Source organism: Herbiconiux daphne, from assembly GCF_024979295.1.
In the GTDB taxonomy this organism is placed as follows: domain Bacteria; phylum Actinomycetota; class Actinomycetes; order Actinomycetales; family Microbacteriaceae; genus Herbiconiux; species Herbiconiux daphnes.
In genome coordinates this window covers 202,422-222,962 of the sequence record NZ_JANLCJ010000004.1, presented here as the reverse complement: position 1 = coordinate 222,962, position 20,541 = coordinate 202,422, and the positions used below count along the sequence as shown (strand labels likewise).

At 69.9% G+C, this 20,541-nt stretch carries 17 protein-coding genes and 1 pseudogene; 14 read left to right on the top strand and 4 right to left on the bottom strand.

Annotated features, from left to right (window positions below; genetic code table 11):
• Positions 1–22 precede the first annotated feature (22 nt).
• From N1032_RS12320 to N1032_RS12290, 8 genes and pseudogenes are all read left to right on the top strand, one after another.
• On the top strand, positions 23–1,066 hold the full coding sequence (locus tag N1032_RS12320; RefSeq protein WP_259539389.1) for a DODA-type extradiol aromatic ring-opening family dioxygenase: 1,044 nt from the start codon (positions 23–25) through the stop codon (positions 1,064–1,066).
• 41 nt (positions 1,067–1,107) lie between these two features.
• A pseudogene (locus tag N1032_RS28400) lies at positions 1,108–2,238 on the top strand (FAD-dependent oxidoreductase); the annotation flags it as partial.
• A 261-nt stretch (positions 2,239–2,499) separates the two neighbouring features.
• Positions 2,500–3,678 (top strand): RraA family protein, encoded by a 1,179-nt coding sequence (locus N1032_RS28395; protein WP_407933037.1) that lies wholly within the window; start codon positions 2,500–2,502, stop codon positions 3,676–3,678.
• A complete protein-coding gene (locus tag N1032_RS12310; RefSeq protein WP_259539387.1) occupies positions 3,675–4,331 on the top strand; it encodes an RraA family protein in 657 nt (218 codons plus the stop codon). The genes N1032_RS28395 and N1032_RS12310 overlap by 4 nt, the downstream gene beginning before the upstream one ends.
• A complete protein-coding gene (locus tag N1032_RS12305; protein ID WP_259539386.1) occupies positions 4,328–4,963 on the top strand; it encodes an RraA family protein in 636 nt (211 codons plus the stop codon). Before N1032_RS12310 ends, N1032_RS12305 begins: the two co-directional genes overlap by 4 nt.
• A 17-nt stretch (positions 4,964–4,980) precedes the next feature.
• Positions 4,981–6,411: an NAD-dependent succinate-semialdehyde dehydrogenase gene (locus N1032_RS12300; RefSeq protein WP_259539385.1), complete on the top strand. Its 1,431-nt coding sequence runs from the start codon at positions 4,981–4,983 to the stop codon at positions 6,409–6,411.
• Entirely contained in the window at positions 6,408–8,099 is a 1,692-nt protein-coding gene (locus N1032_RS12295) for an FAD-dependent oxidoreductase (RefSeq protein ID WP_259539384.1), read from the top strand. Before N1032_RS12300 ends, N1032_RS12295 begins: the two co-directional genes overlap by 4 nt.
• A complete protein-coding gene (locus N1032_RS12290) occupies positions 8,086–8,253 on the top strand; it encodes a hypothetical protein (RefSeq protein WP_259539383.1) in 168 nt (55 codons plus the stop codon). Before N1032_RS12295 ends, N1032_RS12290 begins: the two co-directional genes overlap by 14 nt.
• 54 nt (positions 8,254–8,307) lie before the next feature.
• Here the strand turns inward: N1032_RS12290 and N1032_RS12285 are convergent, their stop codons facing one another.
• Genes N1032_RS12285 through N1032_RS12275 form a run of 3 tightly spaced genes read right to left on the bottom strand, consistent with a single transcriptional unit; the run spans position 8,308 to position 12,368 of the window.
• Positions 8,308–9,456, bottom strand: coding sequence for an ABC transporter ATP-binding protein (locus N1032_RS12285; RefSeq protein ID WP_259539382.1), 1,149 nt, complete (start codon positions 9,454–9,456; stop codon positions 8,308–8,310).
• The gene (locus tag N1032_RS12280; protein WP_259539381.1) at positions 9,453–10,577 is read right to left on the bottom strand and encodes an ABC transporter substrate-binding protein; all 1,125 of its coding nucleotides are present in this window, start codon (positions 10,575–10,577) and stop codon (positions 9,453–9,455) included. Before N1032_RS12280 ends, N1032_RS12285 begins: the two co-directional genes overlap by 4 nt.
• 24 nt (positions 10,578–10,601) lie before the next feature.
• Positions 10,602–12,368, bottom strand: a complete 1,767-nt coding sequence (locus tag N1032_RS12275; protein ID WP_259539379.1) for an ABC transporter permease — start codon at positions 12,366–12,368, stop codon at positions 10,602–10,604.
• 176 nt (positions 12,369–12,544) lie between these two features.
• On the opposite strand from N1032_RS12275, the gene N1032_RS12270 reads away from it, so the two are divergent.
• Together N1032_RS12270 and N1032_RS12265 are read left to right on the top strand one after the other, a co-directional pair.
• Entirely contained in the window at positions 12,545–14,218 is a 1,674-nt protein-coding gene (locus N1032_RS12270) for a thiamine pyrophosphate-binding protein (protein ID WP_259539378.1), read from the top strand.
• A gap of 42 nt (positions 14,219–14,260) precedes the next feature.
• A complete protein-coding gene (locus N1032_RS12265; RefSeq protein ID WP_259539377.1) occupies positions 14,261–15,142 on the top strand; it encodes a LysR family transcriptional regulator in 882 nt (293 codons plus the stop codon).
• A gap of 18 nt (positions 15,143–15,160) precedes the next feature.
• Here the strand turns inward: N1032_RS12265 and N1032_RS12260 are convergent, their stop codons facing one another.
• The gene (locus N1032_RS12260; RefSeq protein WP_259539376.1) at positions 15,161–16,324 is read right to left on the bottom strand and encodes a zinc-binding dehydrogenase; all 1,164 of its coding nucleotides are present in this window, start codon (positions 16,322–16,324) and stop codon (positions 15,161–15,163) included.
• Here N1032_RS12260 and N1032_RS12255 point away from each other — a divergent pair.
• Genes N1032_RS12255 through N1032_RS12240 form a run of 4 tightly spaced genes read left to right on the top strand, consistent with a single transcriptional unit; the run spans position 16,317 to position 20,541 of the window.
• On the top strand, positions 16,317–17,408 hold the full coding sequence (locus N1032_RS12255; protein ID WP_259539375.1) for an alcohol dehydrogenase catalytic domain-containing protein: 1,092 nt from the start codon (positions 16,317–16,319) through the stop codon (positions 17,406–17,408). The genes N1032_RS12260 and N1032_RS12255 overlap by 8 nt on opposite strands.
• On the top strand, positions 17,405–18,262 hold the full coding sequence (locus tag N1032_RS12250; RefSeq protein ID WP_259539374.1) for an alpha/beta fold hydrolase: 858 nt from the start codon (positions 17,405–17,407) through the stop codon (positions 18,260–18,262). Before N1032_RS12255 ends, N1032_RS12250 begins: the two co-directional genes overlap by 4 nt.
• Positions 18,259–19,731: a flavin-containing monooxygenase gene (locus N1032_RS12245; protein WP_259539372.1), complete on the top strand. Its 1,473-nt coding sequence runs from the start codon at positions 18,259–18,261 to the stop codon at positions 19,729–19,731. Before N1032_RS12250 ends, N1032_RS12245 begins: the two co-directional genes overlap by 4 nt.
• Positions 19,732–19,740: 9 nt before the next feature.
• Positions 19,741–20,541 carry an IclR family transcriptional regulator gene (locus N1032_RS12240; RefSeq protein WP_259539371.1) on the top strand — a complete coding sequence of 267 codons (801 nt, stop codon included), beginning with the start codon at positions 19,741–19,743 and terminating at the stop codon, positions 20,539–20,541.

The following is a 20,541-nucleotide window of genomic DNA, read 5'->3' as shown; positions in this document are numbered from 1 at the left end:
CCCGCAAGAAAGGACGAACACCATGGCACGCATCACGCTCGGCATCGGCTCCTCCCACGCACCCCAGCTCGCGACCCCTCCCACCGAATGGGGGCAGCGCGCGGTGGCCGACCGCAAGAACAAGCAGCTCATCTACAAGGGCATCCAATACGACTTCGACGAACTGCTCGCCCTCCGCGGTGCGGTGTTCGACCAGGAGCTCACCGCGGAGGTGTGGGCCGAGCGCTACGCCCGGGCCCGCGCCGCCATCGCGAAGCTCGGCGAGACCATCCGCGAGTCCGGGGTCGACGTGCTGGTGATCGTGAGCAGCGACCACAAGGAGACCTTCGACGACGAGGTGCTGTCGCCCTTCGTCGTGTACTGGGGCGAGACCGTGGAGCACGTGCCCTTCACCCAGGAAGCACTCGACCACTTTCCCCCGGGGCTGGCGATCGCCGAGGTGTCGAACGTGCCCGAGGTGGCCACGACACGCCAGACGGATGCGGAACTCGCTCTGCACCTGATCCACGGCATCCAGGAGGAGGGCTTCGATCCTTCCGCCTCGCAGCGTCTGCCCAAGGGCAAGTACGACGACTACGGCATCCCTCACGGCTGGGGCTACATCCTGCAGCAGATCCAGGGCGGCGAGGACGTTCTGCCCTTCGTGCCGATCTTCGTGAACACGTTCTGGCACCCGAACCCGCCTACCGCGCGCCGCAGCTACGACTTCGGGGTCGCGCTCGGAAAGGCCATCGAGAGCTACCCGAAAGACATCAAGGTCGGTGTGGTCGCCTCGGGCGGCCTGTCGCACTTCGTGGTCGACGAGGAGCTCGACCACGAGTTCCTCGAGGCCCTCAAGAACAAGGACGAGAGCGTGCTCGCCGGCTACGACGCCGACGTGCTGCGCTCGGGCACCTCGGAGCTCCGCAACTGGATCGTGACCGCGGGCGCTCTCGCGGCCACCGACCTCGAAGCGACCGTCGTCGACTACGTGCCGGCTTACCGCTCCGAGGCGGGAACCGGGGCCGGTCTCGGCTTCGTCTCCTGGAGCGCCCCCTCAGGCGCCGCCTCGGCCTCGGCCGAGTAGGGGCGACCGACGTGACCGAGAGCTCTTCCGCCCGGGCGGCCCTGCTACCGCCGCTGGCTGATGACGAGTGGCCCGACGAGGTGCCGGTTCTCATCGTCGGCGGCGGGCCGGTCGGCCTCTCGAGCGCCGTGCTGCTGGCGCAGCGCGGCATCGAGGTTCTGCTGATCGAGCGCCGCAACTTCGAGACCCGTTTTCCGCGGGCGCACCTGCTGAACGTGCGCACCATGGAGATCTTCGAGGAGATGGGGGTGGCCGACGACATCTACGCGCAGGCCCCCGACGACGAGGGTTGGCGCAAGGTGGTCTGGTACACCACCGTCGACGGCCCGACCCCGGAGCACGGCCTCAAGCTCGGTGAGGTGCCGGCGTGGGGTGGGGGGGCGGATGCCGCACGCTATGCCCAAGCGAGCCCGCAGTCATTCGCGAACCTGCCGCAGATCCGCCTCGACCCGCTGATCTGGGCGCACGCCGACGCGGTGGCTCCCGGGCGCATCCGCGCCCACCAGGAGCTGGTGGGGTTGGAGCAGCTGCCGGAGGGCGGCATCGTCGCCAGCATCCACGACCGGCAGGCCGACGTCACGCGCACCATCCGCGCCCGATACGTCGTCGCCGCCGACGGCGGGCGGGTGAGCGCCGACCTTCTCGGCGTCGATCGCGAGGGACCGAAGGCCATCCGCGACATCATCAGCTGCTATGTGAGCACCGATCTCTCGATGTGGCACGAGCCGGCCGCCCTGCTGGCGCACTTCATCCAGCCTTGGGCGGGTGGCCACAGTGCGGGCACGTTGCAGGCGCTCGGCCCGGTGCAGTACGGCCGCAAGTCGCGCGAGTGGCTGGTGGCCAAGGCCCGCCGCGCCGGTGAGGAGCAGACGGAGGATCCCGACATCCTGATCAGCCGAACCCGCGACCTGCTCGGAGTGCCCGACGACCACCCGATCACCCTGCACGCCGTGAGCCACTGGCAGTACGAGGGCGTCGTGGCCGACCGGTTCCGGGTGGGCTCGGCCTTCCTGGCCGGCGACGCGGCGCACCGGCATCCGCCCACCGGGGGCCTCGGTCTGAACGGCGGCGTGCAGGATGCGCACAACCTCGCCTGGAAACTGGCCGCGGTGCTGAAGGGGAACGCCCCCGAGTCGCTGCTGGACAGCTATGAACGGGAGCGCAGGCCGATTGCGGCGTACTACACGGCGCACTCGCTCGAGAACGCGGGGCGCCACGCTCCGGTCGGCGCCGCCCTGGGCCTCAGCACCGACAAGACCGAGCAGCAGAACTGGGCGGAGATCGAGGTCTTCACGAGCGACACCCCCGAGGGCGCCGCCCGTCGCGCGGCCGTCACCGAGGCGGTCGCCGAGAACGCGAACGACTACAGCCAGCTCAACGTCGAGGCGGGCTTCCAGTATGCCGCCGGGGCCTTCGTCCCCGAGGGCAGCACGGTGCCGACCGAAGACCCGTCGCCCATCGACTACCGGCCGAGCACCCTGCCCGGCAGGCACCTGCCGCACGTCTGGCTCACGCACAGCGAGAGCGGCACGGCCGAGACGCCGGTGTCGACACTCGACCTGGTGTCGACCACCAGCTTCACGTTGTTCACGGATGCCGCCGGGGCCGAGGGATGGCGAGCCGCCGCCGCGGCCCAGGCCTGGCCGGTGCGGCTGATCGTGGTCTCCGACGACGATCGGGAATGGGCCGAGGTGCGCGACGTCGGTGCCGGTGGCGCCATCCTGGTGCGGCCCGACCGCAAGGTGGCCTGGCGCTCGGCGACGCGGCCGGCCGATCCCGCGGAGGCGCTGACCGGCGCTCTCCAGGCGATTCTCGGCGGTGGCTTCGCGCTCGACGACGACCCGGCCGAACCGTTCCTGGAGCGCATCCGGAACGCCGCAGGACTGCTCGTGCGCAGACCGCGCACGGGAGAACGAGGTGAGGAAGACGTGTCAGAAGACGTAGAACAGACAGACGAGGCGATCCGGCGGCTGGGCAGGCTCGACGCCTGCGCGGTCTCGGATGCTCTCGACACGCTCGAGCTGCCCGGGGCGACCACGGGCATCCGTGCGCTCTGGGCGGCGCCCGAGCGGGTGGTGGGCCGAGCGCGCACCGTGACCGCGGGGCGGCGCCAGAGCGACGGACCGGCCGACCACATCGCGGCCTCGGCCATCGACGCGGCCGGGGTGGGAGACGTGCTGGTGATCGCCAACGGTGGTCGCCTCGACGTGTCATGCTTCGGCGGGCTGTTGACGCTCGCCGCCTCGACCCGAGGGCTCGCCGGTGTGGTCATCGACGGGGCCTGCCGTGACATCGCGGAGAGCGAGGAGCTGGAGTTCCCGGTGTTCGGTCGTGCGGTGGTGCCCGTGAGCGCCCGCGGTCGTGTCGTGCAGATCGCGATGGGCGAGCCGGTGTTCTTCGCCGACGTCACCGTGACGCAGGGTGACTACGTGATCGCCGACAGCAACGGCGTGGTGTTCGTGCCGGCCTCGCGCATCGACGACGTGCTGGAGCTCGCGGAGCGCATCGTTGAGCGGGAGGCCGGCATGGCCGAGGCCGTGCGCGCCGGGCAACCCGTGGCCGAGGTCATGCACGACAGCCGGTTCCCGACGGTGCAGGCGGTGGCGCGATGAGCGAGCAGCACGGCCTGGCGAAGCACTCCACGGCCACCATCTCCGACGCACTCGACAAGCTCGGCCGCCCCGGCTCGTTGCACGGTCTCGCCCCGCTGTTCGACGGAGCGCGGCTCTGCGGTCGCGCCTTCACGGTGCGCTACGTGCCGGCCGGCTCGCCACCGGGCACCGTCGGCGACTATCTCGACGACGTCGAGCCCGGTCAGGTGGTCGTGCTCGACAACGCCGGGCGCACGGATGCCACCGTGTGGGGCGACATCCTCACCGCCATGGCGCACGACCGCAAGGTGGCCGGCACCGTGATCGACGGGGTGTGCCGCGACGTCGAGCGCGCGCTGGGCGAGGGCTACCCGATCTTCAGCCGCGGGCGTTTCATGCGCACCGGCAAAGACCGCGTGGAGGTCGACGAGGTGGGTGGCTCCGTCTCCATCGGCGGCGTCAAAGTGCGCGCCGGCGATCTGGTCGTGGGCGACGCCGACGGCGCCGTCGTGGTCGCACGCGAGATCGAGGACGAGGTGCTGGCCATCTGCGACGGCATCGCCGCCCGCGAGGCTGCGATCCTGGCCGACGTGCTCTCGGGCGTCGGCATCGCCGAGGCGCGCAGGCGCCACGGCTATCATCTGCTCCAACGTCATGAGGAGGACGTGTCGTGACCGACAGCTATGACCTGAACGAACTGCGCGAGGAACTGCTGACCCTCGGCGCGGCCACCCTCTACGAGGCCTCGGGATGGGACACCTTCCTTCCGCCCCAGATCAGACCGGCGTGGCCCGGTGCGCGCATCGTGGGCCGCGCTCTTCCGGTGAAGGCCGCGGCCGGCGACAACCTGCCACTGCACCTCGCCGTGGAGCGGGCACAGCCCGGCGACGTGCTGGTGGTCGACGCCGGCGGAGCGCCGCACGGGTACTGGGGCGAGGTGCTCGCCGTGGCGGCGCAGAGTCGTGGTGTGCTTGGGCTCGTGATCCACGGTGGCGTGCGCGACGTCGATCGTCTGGAAGAACTCGGCTTCGCCGCCTTCAGCAGCCTGATCGCGCTGCAGGGCACCCTGAAGGACGACGCCGGAACGGTGGGGGACGCCATCCGCATCGGCACGGCCAGCATCGAGGAAGGCGACATCGTGATCGCCGACCGCGACGGCGTGGCCGTGATCCCCGCCGGCATCTTCGCCGACACCCTCGAGTACGCCCGTGCGCGAGCGCTCCGCGAGGAGCAGTACATGAACCGCCTTCGCGACGGTGAGCTGACGATGGACCTGTTGGGTCTGCGCCTGCCCGCTGAGCCGTGAGCACCTGAGGAGACACTGTGGACTACCCCGAACTCGCTCTGCTGATCGGCGGGGAGTGGCGCGACACCGCCGGCCGTGACACGCTGCCCGTGATCGACCCCGCCACGGGTGGCGAGATCGCCCGCCTGCCCGTGGCATCGATCGCCGACCTCGACGACGCGCTGGAGAGCGCGGCGAAGGCCTTCCCGCTGTGGCGCGACACCCCGGCCTTCGATCGCTACAACATCCTCCGCCGCGCCGCGGAGCTGTTGCGTTTGCGCGCCGACGCCATCGGCCGGGCGACGACCATCGAGCAGGGCAAGCCGCTGGCCGAGTCCACCGCCGAGGCGCACGCCGCCGCCGACATCTTCGACTGGTTCGCCGAGGAGGGCCGCCGCACCTACGGCCGCATCATCCCCACCCGTGTGGCCGGGGTGCGCGACATGGTGCTGCGCCAGCCGATCGGCCCGGTGGCGGCGTTCACGCCGTGGAACTTCCCGATCACCATTCCGGCGCGCAAGATCGCCGCCGCCATCGCGGCGGGCTGCACCGTCATCCTGAAGCCGGCCGAGGAGACCCCGGCCACCGGGCTCGCTCTGGCCCACGCGCTGGTCGACGCCGGGTTGCCGGCGGGCGTGCTCAACGTGGTGTTCGGCGTGCCGGCCACCATCTCGGAGTACCTCATCCGCTCGCCCGAGATCCGCAAGGTCACGTTCACCGGCTCCACCGCGGTCGGACGCCAGATCGCCCACCTCGCGGCCGAGGGCATCAAGAAGGCGACGCTCGAGCTCGGCGGCCATGCTCCGGTGCTGGTGTTCGATGACGCTGACGTCGAGAAGGTCGCACGCCTGGCGGTGCGGTCGAAATTCCGCAACGCGGGCCAGATCTGCATCGCCCCGACCCGCTTCTTCGTGCAAGAGGCCTCGCACGACCGCTTCGTGGCGGCCTTCGCCGACGCCATCGGCACCCTCCGCGTGGGCAACGGTCTCGACACCGGAACGACCGTCGGGCCGCTCGCCCACGAGCGCCGCGGGCCCGCGGTCGGCGCGCTGATCGACGACGCCGTCTCGCGTGGTGCCCGGGCCGTCGTGGGCGGATCGCCCGTCGACGGGCCCGGCTACTTCTGGCAGCCGACCCTGCTCACCGAGCTCGACCCGGCATCGCGCATCATGAACGAAGAGCCCTTCGGCCCTGTGGCGCTCGCCGTGCCGTTCACCGACACCGACGACGCGCTCCGCCGCGCCAACGAACTCAGCTACGGCCTCGCGTCGTACGCCTTCACCGAGTCGGTGCACACCGCCTACGAGGTGTCCGAGCGCATGGAGGCGGGCATGCTCGCCATCAACCACTTCCGTCTCACCGGTCCCGAAACCCCGTTCGGTGGGGTGAAGGAGAGCGGCTACGGCTCCGAGGGCGGCTCCGAGGGCATCGACGGGTTCCTGCACACCCGGTTCGTGAGTCAGGCATGAGCGACGAGTTCGACGCCGACGTCATCATCGTGGGTGGCGGTCCGGTGGGCCTGACCGCGGCGATGGACCTGGATGCACGGGGTGCGAGCTCCATCATCATCGAATCGCGCGCCTACCTGGCCCCGCCGAACGTGAAGTGCAACCACGTGGCCTCGCGCACGATGGAACGGTTCCGCCAGCTCGGTCTGGCCCGCGCCGTGCGCGACGCGGGACTCCCCGCGGAGTACCCGCAGGACATCACCTTCCGAACGACCCTCACCGGCCAGGAGTTCGGGCGCATCCCCATCCCCTCCCGGGCCGACCGCGACCGGTCGCCGGTGGGGCCCGACGCCGACTGGGCCACGCCCGAGCCGCCGCACCGCATCAACCAGACCTTCCTCGAGCCCATCATGATGGAGCACACGGCGGGGCTACCCTCGGTGACCCTGCTGAACGAGACGCGCTACCTCGGTTTCGAGCAGGACGACGAGGGCGTGACGGTGCGCATCGTCGACCCGGACGGGGCCGAGCGCGTGCTCCGCGGCCGCTTCCTGATCGGCGCCGACGGGGGCCGCTCGGCGGTGCGCAAGGCCATCGGAGCCGCCTTCCACGGCGACCCGGTGCTGCAGCGGGTGCAATCCACGTGCATCCGGGCGGCCGGCCTCTACGACATCCTGCCCGGCAAGCCCGCCTGGTGCTACTACACCTTCAACCCGCGCCGCAACGGTCACGTCTTCGCAATCGACGGCATCCAGACATTCCTGGTGCACAACTACCTGGCCGAGTCGGAGAGCGTCGAGTCGGTCGATCGCGACGAGGCGGTACGCCTGATTCTCGGCGTCGACGAGTCGTTCGAGTACGAGGTGGTGTCGACCGAGGACTGGATCGCCCGTCGCCTGGTGTCGGACACGTTCCGCGACCGCAGAGTCTTCATCGCCGGCGATGCCGCTCATCTCTGGGTGCCGTATGCCGGTTTCGGCATGAACGCCGGAATCGCCGACGTGCTCAACCTCACCTGGACCCTGGGCGCCTACCTCGCCGGCTGGGCCGACGAGGGCATCCTCGACGGCTACGAGGCCGAGCGCCTGCCGATCACCGACCAGGTGTCGCGCTTCGCGATGTCGCACCAGCGCAAGATCGCCCAGGCCGACGTGCCCGCCGAGATCGAAGACGACACCGAAGCCGGCCGCGTGGCGCGAGAACGCCTCGGCGAGGCGGCCTATGCCCTCAATGTGCAGCAGTTCGCGGCCGAGGGCCTCAACTACGGCTACTCCTACGACCATTCGCCGCTGATCGAATACGACGGCGAGCCGGCCCCGGCGTACTCGATGGGCGGCTACACCCCGTCGACGGTTCCCGGATGCCGCGCCCCGCACTTCTGGCTGCCCGGCGGCCGCTCGCTCTACGACGCACTCGCCCGCGGGTACACCCTGCTCGTGTTCGACGATCGAGACGGGGTCGCCGGTCTGATCGAGGCGGCCGAGACAGCCGGTCTGCCGCTCTCGGTGCTCGAGATCGCTCCTGGCATCGCCCCCGCCGAGTACCGCCACCGCTACCTCGTGGTGCGCGACGACCAGCACGTGGTGTGGCGCGGCGACGAGTCGCCCGCCGACAGCACGGCCCTGGTCGATCGCCTCCGCGGCGCCCGCCCGCTCGTCGCGGCCGGCTCCATCCAGGAACAAGGGAGAAACGACCATGTCACGCTCTGACGACACCGCTCAGCCCGAACCGGCTGCCGCGCCTTCCGATGCGACCACGGAGACGGAGGAGGAGGTCGAGGCCGATCCCGCCTTCGTCGCAGGGACCGGGGCCGGTGCCGGCGCGTACGCCGGGCATCCGGAACCCGAGGACGACGAGCAGTAGGCGCACGCAGCGGCCCGAGCGGTCATTCCGCCCGGGCCGCTGTTCGTCTGTGTGCTAAACGCCGACCGGCGCCGTCGATGCCGCGACGGGAGCGCCGGCGGCAGCGAGAGGCACGATCGTATCGGCGCTGATCTCGAGGTCCACCTCGCGCCCGGGGGCCAAGTCGTCGGGCCCGAAGAGGGCGAACTCGCCCTCGTCGACCTGAGCCCGGATGGCCACACCGCCCACGTCGACGAGCACCCGTTGCGAGCTGCCGAGATAGCTCGTGCGGCGCACCCGGCCGCGCAGAACTCCCGGTGAGGTGGAATCGCCGATGCGCACCCGCACGTGGCCGGAGCGGAAGGCGATCGCGATCTCGTCGCCCGGGCCCCATCGACCGCTGTCGTCGTGCAGCCGCAGCAACGACGGTGTTCCGGTCAGCGACACGACCAGCTCGCCCGGAAGCACCGACTCCACGCGAGCCGGAAGCACGTTCTGGAATCCCATGAAGTCGGCCACGAAGGCACTCGCCGGGCGTGTGTAGAGCTGAGTGGGCGTGCCGAGCTGCTCGATGAGTCCCGCGTTCATCACCACCACTCGGTCGGCGAGAGCGATCGCCTCCTCCTGGTCGTGTGTGACATAGACGGAGGTCGTGCCGAACTCGTCATGGAGCTCCCGGATCTGGGCGCGCATCGAGAGCCTGAGCTTCGCATCCAGGTTGGACAGCGGCTCGTCGAACAGCATCACCGCCGGTCGGTTCACCATCGCCCGCGCCAGAGCCACTCGCTGCTGCTGCCCGCCCGAGAGGGCCACGGCCATCTGCGACGTGCGGTCGCCGAGGTGCACCCGCTGCAGCAAGTCCTGCACCTGGCCCGCGGCGGTCTTCTTGTCGACCTTCGCCAGTTTCAGCGGGTAGCCCACGTTGGCCCCCACGGTCATGTGCGGCCACAGCGCATAGCTCTGGAAGACCATGCCGATCTTGCGCTTCTCGGGGGGAACGAACAGCGACTTCTCGGCCGAGAACACCGGCTTCTCGCCGATGCTGATCTCGCCGCGGGTGGGCACCTCGAGCCCCGCGAGACAGCGCAGGGTGGTGGTCTTGCCGCACCCGCTCGGACCCAACAGGGCCACGAACTCGCCGGGTGCGATGTCGAGGTCGATGTCCTGCACCGCGACCGCCGACCCGTATTCCTTGCGCAGTCCCGCGATCCTCACCCCGCTCATCCGAAGGCCTGCCCGACCTTGTCGAGGTTGTCGTTGGAGATGTCGGTGACCGCTTCGAGGGGGAAGGGCTTGAACAGGTCGAGCTCTTCCTCCGCGGGGTAGCCCTCCGGGCCGGGTGCTCCGGGCATCAGGGGGTAGTAGCCGATGTCGGCGCACGCCTGCTGGCCCTCGGGGGTGAACAGCCACGTCATCAGCAGCTTCGCCGCATCCGGGTTCGGTGCTCCCTTGACCAGTCCGAGGTAGTGGGGCGAGATGTGCACGCCTCCCTCCGTCGGGAAGACGAATCCGACCGGAGCGCCGTTCGCCTTGTCGCGCAGGTAGTAGCTCAGCGGATAGAAGGGTTCGACCGCGGCCTGGCCGGTGGCGACATCGGTGCCGGCGAGCGCGGTGTTGGACTCCATCCGGAAGTCCTGGGCGCCGAGCTGGTCGAGGTAGTCGTCACCGAGCCGCCCGTCCCAGTTGAGGTGTGCGAGCGTCGAGAAGCCGCCGCCGAAGTGGGTGACGGTGTCGCTGGCGAACTGTCCCTTCAGCGACGGGTCGAGCAGGTCCTCCCAGCCGGCCGGCGCCTCCTCGGCGCTCAGTGCGTCGGTGTTGTAGAGGTAGCCGAAGGCCGTGGCGGATGCCGCGTGCACCGTGTCGGTCGAGTCCTTGTAGTCCTCACCCAGACCCTCCGCGGTCACGGGGTCGAATTTCTCGAAATAGCCCGCGGGGATCTGGTCGACCACGGAGGTGTCGCCGGACTGCACGAGGTCACCGACGTGGTTGCCGCTCGCGACCTCGCCCTGCAACTTGGCGGCGTAGTCAGGGCCCACCATGAAGACGCCGTTCACCGTGATGCCCGGGAAACGCTCGGCGAACTTCTCGTAGACCGGCACTTTGTCGATCTCGCCGGGCCCGTAGACCGTCACCGTGGTCTGGCCGGCGGCGATCGCGGCGTCATAGAGCTTCGTCAGCTCGGCGACCGCGTCGGTGCCGCCGAGCGCTTCGTCATCGGCTGACGTCAACTCGCCGCCGATGGAGCTCGCGCCACCGGCATCCGGGCCGCTGGCGGCGCAGCCGGACGCGAGCAGGACGATGGCCGGTATGGCGGCCAGCCAGAGGGACTTCTTGCGCTTGTGCATGTGTGCTCTCCTTCGAGGACGGTTCTAACGGTTGGTGCGGGTGCGGCCGAAACGGCGGCTGAGGATGCGGCCGATGACGGCCACGACGGCGAGCCCGAACAACAGGCCGACGAGCATGATCACGAACAACGCGGCTGCCTGGGAGGTCTGCCCCTGGCCGTAGAGCTGGTAGACCAGCAGCGGCACGGTGGGTGAGGTCGACGACGACAGCAGGATCGGAATGGCGAGGTTGCCCGACATCACGATGGCCACCACGAACCAGCCCGACAGGAAGCTCGGCATGATCAGCGGCAGCACGATGCCGAGCACCATCCGTCCGGGCTTCGCGCCGCTCACCCGCGAGGCCTCTTCGAGCTCGCGGTTGATCTGGATGACGGCCGGCTGGATGGCGCGGGTCGCGATCGGGGTCACGGCCACCACCAGGGCGAGCGCCACCAGGAAGACCGAGCCGTAGAGCTGGCGGAAGCCCGGCAGACTGACGTAGGTCCACGCGAGGCCCAAGCTCAGCACGACCCCGGGAACCGCGTAGGGCAGCCAGGTGAGCATGTCGAGCAGACGGCGCAGGCGGGTCTCGTTGTGGGTGATGGCGTACACCAGGGTGAGGGCGAGGACCATCGCCACCAGGCCGCCCACCAGTCCCACGAAGAACGTCGACTGCAGAGCGGTCACGGTCGTATGGTTCGTCAGCAGCTTCTGGTAGTTGGCCAGGGAGTAGACCGTGCCGGCGCCGAAGTACGGCTGCAGGCTGCCCAGCACGAGTTGGAACAACGGCGCGACGATGGCGACCAGCAGGTAGATGCCGATGAACACCGCGCCGACCCAGCGCCACGGCCCGATGTTCCACGGCTCGGTGCGGTAGCTCTTGCCGCCCACCGTGGTGAACCGGCGTCGGCCGAGAATGCGCCACTGCAGCAGCACCAGCGCGATCACCACCACGACCAGCAGCAGCGAGATCGCGCTCGCGCCGCCGTAGTCGGCGGGGGACCGGCTCGCGATCAGGCTGTAGATCTGCGTCGAGAACACGTCGATGCCCGCCGGGGTGCCGAGGAACAGTGGCACGTCGAATGCTTCGAGGCCGATCACGAACGTGAGGATGGTGACCCCGGTGATGGCCGGCGCGAGCATCACGAGGTCGATGCCAAGGATGGTGCGCAGCCGCCCGGCGCCCGCGACCTGCGCGGCCTCCTCCAAGCTGCGGTCCAGCGCACGGAAGGGGCCGATGATCAGCAGATAGGCGAAGGCCGCGTTCTTCAACGACACCACCAGGATGAGCCCGGCCCAGGAATTCACGTCGAAGAGGGCATCGCCCGACCCCGAGAGCTGCTTCCAGACGGTGTTGATCAGACCGATCGTCGGGTTGCCGAGCATCCCCCAGCTGATGGCGTAGAACAGGGGCGGCAGGGCGACCACGAGCACCATGGCCGGAGTGACGAGGCGCCGGAGCGGAGTGGTGGTGCGGGTCACCAGGAACGCCAGCACGAGAGCCACGACCACACCGATCGCGGTGCTCGAGCCGGCCAGGATGACGGAGTTGCCCAGAGTCGTGTACGAGGCGGGGTCGGTGTAGGTGCGCACGAAAGCCTCGAACGACCATTGCGCCGGGGCGCCGGGGGCCGCGTTGCGGAACGCGCCAACGACGAGCATGACGATCGGCAGCGCGAACAGGAACAGCGAGATGACGATCAGCGGCAGCAAACCCCGCGCCGTGGTGAAGGGGCCGGTGCTCGGCATTCTGGCTGTGCGCGGTTTCGCGGTGGTGGCCACGTCGCCTCCCGTCTCGATGTCCGACACCGCTGTCGGATGTCCTCCAGTCGATCACGTAAAACCGTCATATGGAATGAACAACATAAGATTCCGCCATTAGGAATCGCAATGTCCGAAATAAGGATTCGGAGATACCCTCCCCAGCGCAGGCGAGTGCAGAGTGGGGCCCACGGGCGACGGAGCCCGAGGATGAAGGGCAAGTGATGATTGAGGTCGTAAGCGTCGCCGAAGCGGTCGGTCGCACTCTCGCCGCGATGGGCGCGGCACACATCTTCGGCGTGGTGGGCAGTGGCAACTTCCACGTCACGAACGCCATGATCCGGGAGGGCGTGCCGTTCACGGCCACGCGTCATGAAACGGGCGCGGCGTGCATGGCCGATGCCCACAGCCGGGCCAGCGGCCGCGTCGTCATCACCACGGTGCACCAGGGCTGCGGGTTGACCAACGCCATGACCGGCATCACCGAGGCCGCGAAATCGCACAGCCGCGTGCTCGTCGTGACGGGTGACACCGCAGACGGCGACACCAACTCGAACTTCTTCATCGATCAGGACCAGGCCGTCGCCGCCCTCGGCGCCGTGCCGACGCGCATCCATTCCGCCGCGTCGGCCGTCGCAGATGCGGCGCGCGCGTTCTCGGTGTGCGCCGGCCAGCGCAAGACGGTCGTGCTCTCGCTGCCGATCGATCTGCAGCTGGAGACGATCGAGTGGGATCCCTCGCTCGTCCCGGTGCACCACGATCCGGCCCCGACGGCGCCCGCGGCCGAAGCCGTGCTCGGACTCCTCGACGAGATCGCCGCCGCCGAGCGGCCGGTCTTCGTCGGCGGCCGCGGTGCGGCCCGGGCTGCCGGGCAGATCCGTCGGCTCGCCGATCGGGCGGGCGCACTGTTGATCACCTCGGCCGTCGGACGCGGGGTGTTCGAGGACGACCCCTGGGCGCTGGACATCATGGGCGGCTTCTCCACCGATGGCGCGGCGGAGCTGGTCGAGGGCGCCGACCTGGTGGTTGCGTTCGGCGCGAGCCTGAACCGGTGGACCACGCGCAGCGGCTCGCTGCTGCGCGGCGCCACGGTGGTGCAGATCGACGATCGTCTCGACGCTCTGGGCGTGCATCATCCGGTCGCCCTGGGAATCGTGGGTGACTGCGGACTCGTCGCCGCAGCGGCCGCCGACGAGCTGGAACGGCGCGGCACGTCGTTCGAGGGCTACCGCACTCCGGTGGTCGCCGAGCGGGTGGCGGCCTCGCGCTATTGGAGCGAACAGCCCTACTTCACCCGGGCCGAAGCCGACCGCGTCGATCCGCACGAGTTGAGCAACGTGCTCGACGAGATCTTGCCGATGAACCGGATCGTCGTCTCCGACGGCGGCAACTTCAACTGCTACCCGGCCGCCCACCTGCGGGTTCCCGACAACATCGGCTACTGCCTGCCGCTGGCGTTCCAGTCGATCGGCCTGAGCATCGCCAGCGCCATCGGCGCGGCGGTCGCCGTGCCCGGCCGGCTGCCGATCGTGGGAATCGGCGACGGCGCGTTCACGATGGCGCCGACGGAGCTCGACACGGCTGTGCGCCTCGGTCTGGGCCTTCTGGTCGTCATCTACGACGACAATGCCTACGGCGCCGAGGTGCACATGTTCGAGGGCGACACCGACGAGCTCGCCGCGGTGCAATTCCCCGACACCGATCTGGCGGCGATGGCGCGGGGATTCGGCTGCGAGGCCATCACGGTTCGACGTCTGGGCGACCTCGCGGGGCTCCACGAGTGGCTGAACGGCCCGCGTGACCGGCCCCTGGTGCTCGACGCCAAGGTGGCGCGGTTCCCGTCGTGGATGATGGCGCATTCCCTCGAGCGCAAGCTGGCGGCATCCGGAGCGCACTGATCGGAGCTGTCCCCACCGAGGCTTTCCCGAGAGGATGAGCAGGTGGATCTCAACCTGCTCAAAGTCTTCATCGCCGTCTACGAGCTCGGCAGCCTGACCGCGACAGCCGAACGGCTGTTCATGAGTCAGCCGGCCGTGAGCCAGGCTCTGGGCAGGATGCGCCGCGAGCTCGACGACCCGCTGTTCCAGCGCGAGGGTGGCACCATGGTGCCCAGCATGCTCGCCGACTCGCTCTACCCCGACTTCCGCGACTCGCTCTCGCGCATCGAGCAGAGGCTCGACGAGGTGAAGCACTTCAGCCCGGCCGTGGCCGAGCGCCGGTTCCGCATCGCGCTGTCCGAGCTGGGTGAGTTCGGCTACCTCCCGACGATCGTCGCCGCCGTGCGAAAGGCGGCGCCCGGCGTGGGCATCGACGTCTCGCCCCTCGACATCGGCCTGCTGCCGCAGTGGCTGAGCCGGGGGAGCATCGATCTCGCGATCACCTCCTCGCCGGTGCCGGCGGAGTTCGAAGGCACCACGATCAAGTCGGAGACCTATGTCGCGCTGCTGAGCGAGGAGCACCCCCTGAGCGCCGGCGAACTCACTCTCGAGGCCTACGAGAACGCCGACCATGTCTTCGTGAACGGGGACTCCGGCCGGCTCACGGTCGAGCACGCCCTGCGCCAGGCCGGAATCGCGATCCGACCCGCCGTCACCGTCAACCGGTTCTCAGCCGTCCCGCGCCTGGTGCGGACGAGTGGGTTGGTCGCCACCGTGCCGTCGGGGCCCGCGTTCGAGTGGGAGCGCAGCCTCGGGGTGATGACCCGGCCGCTGCCGTTCCGGCTGGCTCCGCTCGAGGTGAGGGTCTACCGGCGACCCCCTGGCCATCAGACCGCGGCATTGCGGTGGTTCCATGATCTCGTGCTCGGTGCCATCACCCGCTGAGGGCGCCCGCCGGACTGGTCACGCGGCGGGATAGGTCGCGACCAGGCGGCCGACCACCTCGCCGCGCTCCAAGCGCTCGAGGCCGTCGCGGATGTCGTCGAATCCGGTGGTCGTGATGAGCGGCTCCAGCGCGCCCGACGCCATGAGGTCGTAGACGGCGGCGGTGTCGGCCATGGTGCCGCCGAGGCATCCCTTGAGCGTGATCTCCTTCATCACGAGACTCTGGATGCTGATGGTTGCGTTCAGACGGCCGAGCCCCACCTGCACGACCCGCCCGCCGTGGCGCACCGTCTCGATCGCAGCGGCGGTCGTGGTTCCGAAGCCGGCGAAGTCCACGACGAGGTCGAGATCGACTCCGGCGAGTTCGGAGATGTCGTCCACCACCCGCGTCACGCCCAGGTCGGCGGCCAGCGGCCAGACCGAGCGCTTGATCTCTGCTGCGTAGACCGTGCACCCGTTCAGCACGGCGATGCGCGCCCCGATCTGGCCGACTCCGCCGAGCCCGATCACGCCCACGCGCTGACCGGCCGCGATCTCACCGTCGACGACCATGGCGTGTTGAGCCGTCATGCCGGCGTCGTTGCCGGCAGCGGCCTGCTCGAAGCTCACGGAGTCGGGAATGCCCAACAGCACCTCGACGCCGACCCGCACCTTCGGCGCGTACCCGCCGTCGCGGGTGATCCCGGTCACGTCGTCGCCGACCTGGCACACGCCCACTCGGTCTCCGACGCGCCATTCCGAGACGCCCTGGCCGACCGCGGCGATGACTCCGGCGATCTCGTGTCCGATGGTCAGCGGTGGCCGCACGAAGGGCGGCAGGAAGTTCTCGATCGTGAGGATGCCGACGTCGGAATGGCACAGTCCCGCCGCCCGGATGTCGACCACGACCTCGCCCTCGCCCGCAACGGGTTCCGCCACCTCGTTGAGGGTGAGCGGCTGATGGGTGCCGATGAACTGCCACGCCTTGATGGGATCACGTCCTTCGCCGGGAGCCGCCCGAGTGCGACCCGCGGTGCCGACCGTACGCGGGCGGGCGGCCGACGCACAAGGCGGGCAGGGGCCTCGGGAGCCAGAAGTCCACTCAGCGGTCGCCGGCGGTCGAAAGCGTGGCTCGACCGTGCCGCCGCCGCCCGGCCGCTGCAATACTGGGGCCCGATCGAGGGAGAGGGTTCCGATGCGCACGTCGTGGTTCTCCGGCCCGGGCCTGGTCTCCGTGGTCGAGGTGGATGATCCCGTCATCCTCGACGCCCGGGACGCCGTGGTCGACATCGACTACGCCGCGATCTGCGGCTCCGACCTGTGGGCCTATCGGGGGCTCGTTCCGAAGGCTCCGGGCAGCACCGGGCACGAGTTCATCGGCCGGGTGCGGGAGGTCGGCCACGCGGTCACCGGGTTCGCGCCCGGAGACAGCGTCATCGCGCCGTTCGTCTACTCGGAGGGCTCGTGCGCCGAATGCCGCCGCGGACTCCAGCCGTTCTGCGCCGAGGCCGGGCTGTGGGGTAAGGACGGCCCCGGGGCCCAGGCCGAGCGCATCCGCGTTCCCTTCGCCGACGCGACCCTCGTGGGTCTGCCGTGGGCGGCCGACGAGATCGACGTCACGCTGGCGCGAAAGCTCCTTCCGCTCGCCGACGTCTACGCCACCGGCACGCACGGGGCGGCGCTCGCCGAGGTGGGCGTGGGCGACACGGTCGCGGTGATCGGCGACGGGGCGGTCGGGATCGCCGCTGCGAGTGCCGCCCGTGCGCGCGGGGCGGGCAGGGTGGTGCTGCTGGGCGAGCAGGACTCGCGGCTCCAGATCGCTTCGGGCTTCGGTGTCGAGACCCTGAAGGTGCAGCGCGACGAACCGGCGGCAGAGCGGTTCCTCGACCTCAACGGGGGAGTGCGAGCCGACTGCGTGATCGAGTGCGTCGGTCTGCAGGCCTCTTTCGACACGGCGATCGACCTGGTGCGCCCGGGCGGCCGGCTGGGATTCGTCGGAGTGCCGCACGGGGTCGCAGCGCTGCCGCCGATGACGGTCTTCAACCGCGGGATGCACCTGGCCGGCGGAACCGCCCCGGCACGCCACTACCTGCCGCGCCTGGTGTCAGACGTGCGGGAGGGGCGGCTCGACCCCTCGCCGCTGATCGACACGGTGCATCCGCTGGACGCCGTGGCCCAGGGATTCGACGACATGCATTCGGGCCGGGCATTGAAGGTGTTGCTGACGATCCGGCCGCAGCCCGTCCGCCGAGTGGACGTTCTCTCGTCGAACCACGGAGGTGGATGATGACGGCACTCGCCCGCGAACTCGACCAGGGCGTCATCGACGTCGGCGGCGCTTCCGTGCGCTGGTTCGCCGCCGGAGCCACCAGCGGGCCGCTGCCGCCGGTCGTGCTCATCCACGGCACCGGTGGGTCGACCGAGGGGCACTTCTCGTTCGTGTTCCCGATGCTCGCGCGCACCCAGCGAGTGATCTCCGTCGATCTCGCGCCGCCCCCGGGGAACGCCGAGCTGACCGTCGACGACCTCGAGCGTCAGGTCGCCGCGGTGGTCGATCGCGAGGCGCCCACCGGGCCCGTCTCCGTGCTGGGCTACTCCCTCGGGGCCGTCGTCGCCGCCTCCTACGCGGCCCACCACGCCGACCGGGTGCAGAACCTGGTGCTGGTGGCCGGGTGGATCACGACGGACACCCAGCAACTGTTGCGACAGGATGTGCAGCAACAGCTCCGCGGCGGCGACCCGGTGGCATTCAAGAAGCTCTCGCTGCTGCTGGCCTTCGGGGTGCCCTTCCTGGCCAAGCGCTCGTTCGACGAGCTCGCCACGGTCGCACCACCGCCGTCGGGCACCCCGGAATTCCTCGCCCGTCTCGCCTCGCTCAATCGCCGGATCGACATCGCCGACGAGGTCGCCGCCATCAGGGCGGTCACCCTGGTGATCGGCTGCACGCACGACCTGATGGTGCCGCGGCACCACAGTCTCGCCCTGTTCGGGGCGATCGAGGATGCGCGCTACCTCGAGCTCAGTTCGGGGCACGCGCTCGTGTTCGAGCGGCCGGCCGAGCTGCACCTGGCGGTGCGCACCTTCTTGTCGCAGCCGTCCCGTCACCCCGCGGGCACCGTGATCCCGGCGGAGCAGCCATGACCGAGCAGGTGGAGGTGGTGGTCATCGGCGCGGGTTTCGCAGGGATCGGCCTCGGCATCCGACTGAAGCGCCGGGGGTTCGACTCGTTCGTGGTGCTCGAGCGCGCGCACGACGTGGGCGGAACCTGGCGCGACAACACCTATCCGGGTGTGGCCTGCGACGTGCCCGCCCATCTGTACTCGTACTCGTTCCGGCTCAATCCGAACTGGTCCGCCGTTCAGGCGCCCGGGGCGGAGATCTGGCAATACCTCCGCGACGGTGTGCGCGAGGAGGGCGTGACGGAGCACGTGCGACTGAACACCGAGGTCACGGCTGCCCGCTGGGACGAGAGCAGTGCGCGGTGGCAGGTGGAGACCTCGAACGGCTCCTGGTCGGCGAAGTTCGTCGTGACCGCGTGCGGGCACCTCTCCGACACGCGTCTGCCCGACATCGAGGGCCTCGATGCCTTCGCCGGCGAGCTCTTCCATACCGCCAGGTGGAACCACGGGGTGCCGCTCGAGGGCAAGCGGGTCGGGCTGGTGGGCACCGGGGCCTCTGCCGTGCAGGTGCTGCCGGAACTTCAGCGCGTGGCCGCCGAGGTCGTCGTCTTCCAGCGGAGCGCCCCGTACTTCTTCGTGCCGTCCGGCAGACGGCCCGAGTTCAGTGCTGCGCAGAAGAGGTTGTTCGCGCGCTATCCCGCCGCCATGCGCGAGCTCCGCTCGGAGGTCTTCTGGTACAGCGAGGGCAACTTCCCGGCACGGGTGCGGGTGCCCGCCCTGCTGGAGCGCGCGCGGAACGCGTCGCTGCGCTACCTGGAGTCGGCGGTCACCGATCCGGAGCTTCGCGCGAAACTCACCCCCGACTACGAGATCGGGTGCAAGCGCATCCTCGGCCCCGGCCGCTACTACGCCTCGATGGTGCAGGACAACGTGACGCTCGAGGCCTCGGCTCTCAGCCGCATCGAAGGCTCGACGGCGCACAGTGCCGGCGGGGCCGCGTTCGACCTCGACGTTCTGGTGTTCGCCACAGGCTTCGACGCCACGGAGCCCCGCTTCGCCACCCTCATCCGTGGCCGCGACGGAAGCACCCTCGCCGAGTCGTGGAGCGACGGGATGAAGTCGACGGCGTCGATCAGCACGCCGGGATTTCCCAACCTCTTCATCACCAACGGTGCGAACACCTCGCTCGGCCACAACTCGTCGGTCTACATCATCGAGTCGCAGATCGACTACATCCTGAGCGCGCTCGACTACGTCGATGCCACCGGGGTCGCCTTCGTCGAGGCGACGCCCGAGGGTGAACACGCCTACGTCGACGACCTCGCCCGGCGAAGCGAGGGCAGCGTGTGGCTGTCGGGAGGGTGCCACAACTGGTATGTCGATCCCCGCACGCAGACACTCACCGTGACCTGGCCCGATTTCGCCTACCAGTTCCGCGAAGAGAACTCCCGGTTCGATCCGGCCTCCTACCACCTGGCGACGCGGGAATAGGATCGTCGCGTGCCGCGCAGCAGCCCCGTGACCACCGGCGACGCCGAGACGGTGCAGGTCATCCGCCGCGCCTCGGCCATCCTCGCCGCCATCGCGCGCGAGGGCGTGGACGGCATGCGCTTGGTGGACATCGCCCGCGTCACCGGCATCGCCCGCCCCAGCGTGCACCGGATGCTGCAGGACCTGCTGGCGATCGACTACGTCGAACGCCATTCCGACAAGCTGCACGCCATCGGGCCGGCACTGTTCACCCTCGGTCTCGCGGCGCCCAATCCCATCCAGGACCCCATCCTCCTGCGCTCCCTCGCGGTGGAGCTCGCCGCCGCGACCGGTGACACCGTCTATGTGTCGATCCGGCACGTCGACGGGGTGCACTATCTCATGCGCGAGGAGGGGCAGTACCCCATCCGTGCTCACTACATCGCGGTCGGCGACGTGCGGGCCTACACCAACACCTACAGCGGGATCGTGCTGCTCGCCCACCTCGCAGAGGCCGAGCGCGAGCGCGCCCTCGCGCAGCTGCACCTCAACGCCGCTGCCGACTCGACCGCGGCGGCGGATCCGGATGGGCTCCGCGAGGTGCTGCGAGAGAAGGTGGCCGAGGTGCAGCGCGACGGCTGGTTCTTCGGCGCGAACGTGGTGCGGCCGGGTGTGGCCGGACTGGCCGCACCGATCCTCTCCGGAACCTCGGCCCCCTACATGGCGCTCTCGATCTCGGCCGTCGAGAGCCGGCTGCCCGCGGAACGCCTGCCCGAACTGCGAGCGAGACTGCTGGAGACGGCCGCCCGGATGAGCGGCGCCATCCTCTGA

What these genes read in the sequence shown, in the direction of transcription:
- N1032_RS12285 (WP_259539382.1), bottom strand. Translation starts at nt 9,456, where the DNA reads ATGAGCGGGGTGAGGATCGCGGGACTGCGCAAGGAATACGGGTCGGCG.
- N1032_RS12255 (WP_259539375.1), top strand. Translation starts at nt 16,317, where the DNA reads ATGCGCACGTCGTGGTTCTCCGGCCCGGGCCTGGTCTCCGTGGTCGAG.
- N1032_RS12320 (WP_259539389.1), top strand. Translation starts at nt 23, where the DNA reads ATGGCACGCATCACGCTCGGCATCGGCTCCTCCCACGCACCCCAGCTC.
- N1032_RS12310 (WP_259539387.1), top strand. Translation starts at nt 3,675, where the DNA reads ATGAGCGAGCAGCACGGCCTGGCGAAGCACTCCACGGCCACCATCTCC.
- N1032_RS12290 (WP_259539383.1), top strand. Translation starts at nt 8,086, where the DNA reads ATGTCACGCTCTGACGACACCGCTCAGCCCGAACCGGCTGCCGCGCCT.
- N1032_RS12270 (WP_259539378.1), top strand. Translation starts at nt 12,545, where the DNA reads ATGATTGAGGTCGTAAGCGTCGCCGAAGCGGTCGGTCGCACTCTCGCC.
- N1032_RS12250 (WP_259539374.1), top strand. Translation starts at nt 17,405, where the DNA reads ATGATGACGGCACTCGCCCGCGAACTCGACCAGGGCGTCATCGACGTC.
- N1032_RS12245 (WP_259539372.1), top strand. Translation starts at nt 18,259, where the DNA reads ATGACCGAGCAGGTGGAGGTGGTGGTCATCGGCGCGGGTTTCGCAGGG.
- N1032_RS12280 (WP_259539381.1), bottom strand. Translation starts at nt 10,577, where the DNA reads ATGCACAAGCGCAAGAAGTCCCTCTGGCTGGCCGCCATACCGGCCATC.
- N1032_RS12295 (WP_259539384.1), top strand. Translation starts at nt 6,408, where the DNA reads ATGAGCGACGAGTTCGACGCCGACGTCATCATCGTGGGTGGCGGTCCG.